The 3,296-nt window shown below is 60.9% G+C and carries 5 protein-coding genes; all 5 read right to left on the bottom strand.

Annotated elements, in window-relative coordinates; genetic code table 11:
• Window positions 1-150: 150 nt before the first annotated feature.
• A complete protein-coding gene (locus JOY90_RS12405; protein WP_291691425.1) occupies window positions 151-519 on the bottom strand; it encodes a VOC family protein in 369 nt (122 codons plus the stop codon).
• 206 nt (window positions 520-725) lie between these two features.
• Window positions 726-1,709, bottom strand: a complete 984-nt coding sequence (locus JOY90_RS12400; RefSeq protein WP_291691424.1) for a tripartite tricarboxylate transporter substrate binding protein — start codon at window positions 1,707-1,709, stop codon at window positions 726-728.
• A gap of 55 nt (window positions 1,710-1,764) precedes the next feature.
• Entirely contained in the window at window positions 1,765-2,748 is a 984-nt protein-coding gene (locus JOY90_RS12395; protein ID WP_291691423.1) for an ABC transporter substrate-binding protein, read from the bottom strand.
• 129 nt (window positions 2,749-2,877) lie between these two features.
• Window positions 2,878-3,114, bottom strand: a complete 237-nt coding sequence (locus tag JOY90_RS12390) for an ATP-binding protein (RefSeq protein ID WP_291691422.1) — start codon at window positions 3,112-3,114, stop codon at window positions 2,878-2,880.
• Window positions 3,078-3,296 (bottom strand): sensor histidine kinase (locus JOY90_RS12385; protein WP_367276918.1); only part of this gene is annotated, 219 nt, incomplete at its 5' end. The genes JOY90_RS12385 and JOY90_RS12390, both read right to left, overlap by 37 nt.

Raw genomic sequence — 3,296 nt, 5'->3', positions numbered from 1 at the left:
CGTGATGAACTCGCGCCGATTCATAGGTCCCGCCCACCGACCTGATGGGCACTGGTAGCGATCGTTGTGGGAAATGCTCGTCTCGTCCGTTCACGCGACGGAGCTTAAATGAGCGTTGCCGGTACTTCAGTCTGATGCAACTCAACTCGTTCAGTGCGGCCATCCGTGCTGCGAAAGGTCGATCGGGTTGCCGTCGGGATCCCAGACGCGGGATTCCGCCTCGCGGTTGGGCGGTCTTTTCTTGACGTCGGTCGCGGCGCCCCACTGCTTGCACACCGGAACCAGGGCCTCAACGCTCTCCACCTCGAAACCGAAATGGTTGATCCCCTCCTTGAGCTGATTGCCTTCGATCTCGCGTTCGGGGCCGATCGGGATAATCGCCAGGTTGACGTGACCGTCCGTCAGATAGGTAGCGGTCCCCACGCCTTGGACGATCTTGAGGCCGAACGAATTGGTGTAGAATTTCACCAATCGATCCACGTCTTCCGTGAGAATGGCGAGATGGCGGATGCGGGCCATTGAGCACCTCCGGCGTTGACATCGTCCTGCCGCGCGCAGCTTACAGCGGATCTCGCTACTTTGGCAGCTAAGGCTGTGGCCAAAGTCCATGTCCGCCGTGCGCGACCGTGCTCGCCCGGCAGACAAATCATCGAATGAGCGAGGCCAAGTCGGGCACGACAGCGGCCAAGCAGGGCGATGGCGTTCGTTGCGAGACCAACGCAATCTCAATTCGGCTTGATGCCCGCCGCGCGGATGACGCCAGCCCATTTCGGAAGCTCGCGTTTGATCAGCGCCGCAACCTCCTCCGAGGTCGCCGTGAATGGTTCAAAGCCGAGCCCAACCAGCCGCGCCTCCACGTCCGGCAATTCGGCGGCGTGGGCGATCTCGTCGTGAAGCAGCGCAATGATATCCCTTGGGACCCCGGCCGGCACCAGAGCCAGGATCGAGGTATCACATTCCACGTCTGCAAAACCCACCTCGCTCATGGTCGGGATGTCTGGCAGCTCGCGCACGCGCTTCTTGCCGCCGACAGCGAGAGCGCGGAGCTTGCCATCGTTCACTTGCGGAATGGTCGCGGCCGGCGATCCGAAAGAAATGGGCGTATGACCTCCGACGGCGGCCGCGATTGCTTGTCCTCCGCTATTGTAAGGCACATGCACAAGATCGAGGCCGAGCGAGATGCGGAACAGCTCACCCGTCAGGTGCGCGCCCGTTCCGACGCCGGCCGAAGCGTAGCTATATTTGCCCGGGTTTGCTTTAATCAGCGCAACCAGCTCCTGAATGGAGCGCGCCGCAATCGAGGGGTTCACCGCGAGGACCTGCATCGTCGTCGCCGGGGCCGCCACCGGATCGAAATCGCGCGTGGCATCGTACGGTACCTTGCGGTAGAGGCTGGGGTTTGCTGTGAAAGCGATTCCATCCGTCACGAGGATTGTATACCCGTCGGGCGCTGCCTGAGTCGCCCGACCGGTCCCGATCGTACTACCCCCGCCGGAGGCATTCTCGACATAGAACTGTTGGCCAAGCTGCTCTGACAACCGCTGTGCGATCAGGCGCGCGACAACATCCACCTGCCCACCGGGCGCAAACGGAACGATCACCCGCACCGGCCGCGCCGGATAGGCTTCTGCCCATACCCTGGAAGAACTCACGCTCAGAGCCGCGGCGGCGACACTGAGCTGCAAAAATGTTCTGCGTGGTAGTTTCATCTCCCGCTCTCTATGGAATTATGGGCGAGCAGCGCGATGAACTCGCGACCGCTTCTCATTCGATCACCTCGTCGGCGCGGGCGAGCAGCGTTGGCGGCACTGTGAGCCCGATGGCCGTCGCGGTTTTCAGGTTGATGACAAGCTCGAACTTCGTTGGTTGCTCCATAGGTATGTCGGCGGGTCGCGCGCCTCGTAGAATCTTATCCACTTGGGACGCAGCACGGTGCATTATCTCGGGATAGTTCGGCCCATAGGACATCAGACCTCCTGCCTCGACGTGATGCTTTGCTGAAAATACGCTGGCTATGCGCTTCTCTATCGCGAAATTCGCGATTTCCTTCTGATATTGATTGGTCAAAGCATCGTCCAAAACGAGGAGCGCATCGGGGCGTTCTTCCGCCATTCTGGCAAAAGCGGTCTCGAAGTCCTTTGGACCCTGCACCTCGTGCGATTGCAGCGTCACTCCAAGCGCGCGGGCCGCCCGCTCTGTCTCTCTCCACGCGAGTGCGTTCGCAGGATTGGTACCATTCCACAGAACAGCCGCCCAAGAGAGCCGCAGGAGCATTTCCTTGAGCACCTCCAGACGTTTTGCCGTAAGCTCTCCGGTGAGAATGGCGCCACCGGTGACGTTGCCGCCCGGGTGTGCCAGGCCGTTGATGAGTCCGGTGCCTACCGGATCAATTGCGGTTGGAATGACAATTGGGATGGTCGTCGTTGCGTTCTTTGCTGCTAGAGCTGCCGGCGTGGTGTTCGTGATGATCACATCGGCCTTAAGTCGAATCATCTCCGCTGCAAATTCCCTGAATTTCTCTGCTTGTCCCTGCGCATACCGACGTTCAATGATGACGTTACGTCCCGCCACGTATCCGAGCTCTCGGAGGCGCTCAAACAAGGGATCATAGGCTGAACTGTGTACATGCGTGACGTAGCCGATCCGCCACGTCTTTCCCGCCTGCTGTGCACCCGCCCTAACGAGTGGCCACGCCGCCGCCGCGCCGCCGAGCAGCGTCAGGAACCGGCGCCGTCTGAGGTCAATCATGGGCTCCTCCCCGGAACCCGCTGTGCCAGCTTACCGCAGGCTCAGGATGCGCCGGAAGGGGTCGCAGGTCCTTGGGCTGGACCTGAATCGTTCTGAATGGAGGCGGGGCGCTGCAGCTTGCTTCCTTAATCAGTGCTGCGCGCCGCCCGGCAGCCGCACGGTGAACACCGACCCCTTCCCCGGTTCGCTCGTCACGGTCACATCGCCGCCCATCATGCGGGCGACTTTGCGAGTTATGGCAAGGCCGAGGCCTGTACCGCCGTAACGTCGCGCGGTGAGCGAATCGGCCTGGGTGAAGTCCTGAAACAGTTTGGCCTGCTGTTCGGCGGTCAGGCCGATGCCGGTATCCGCGACGGCAAGCTCCACCCATCGGGTCCGTCGGCTACCTTGCTCACTCGAAGGGCGACCTCGCCTTCTTTCGTGAACTTACAGGCATTGCTCAAGAGATTGAGCAAAATCTGCTTGAGCCGCATGGGATCGGCTTTGAGTGTGCCGACGTTCTTTTGGGCTTCCACGATGAGCCGGTTCTTGTTCTTCTCTGCAAGCTG

This window comes from Bradyrhizobium sp. (genome assembly GCF_019242285.1).
In the GTDB taxonomy this organism is placed as follows: domain Bacteria; phylum Pseudomonadota; class Alphaproteobacteria; order Rhizobiales; family Xanthobacteraceae; genus Bradyrhizobium.
The sequence above is the reverse complement of the archived record's forward strand: the minus strand, read 5'-3'. Positions and strand labels throughout refer to the sequence as shown.

Coding starts and splice junctions, on each gene's coding strand:
- JOY90_RS12405 (WP_291691425.1), bottom strand. CDS start 519: ATGGCCCGCATCCGCCATCTCGCCATTCTCACGGAAGACGTGGATCGA.
- JOY90_RS12400 (WP_291691424.1), bottom strand. CDS start 1,709: ATGAAACTACCACGCAGAACATTTTTGCAGCTCAGTGTCGCCGCCGCG.
- JOY90_RS12395 (WP_291691423.1), bottom strand. CDS start 2,748: ATGATTGACCTCAGACGGCGCCGGTTCCTGACGCTGCTCGGCGGCGCG.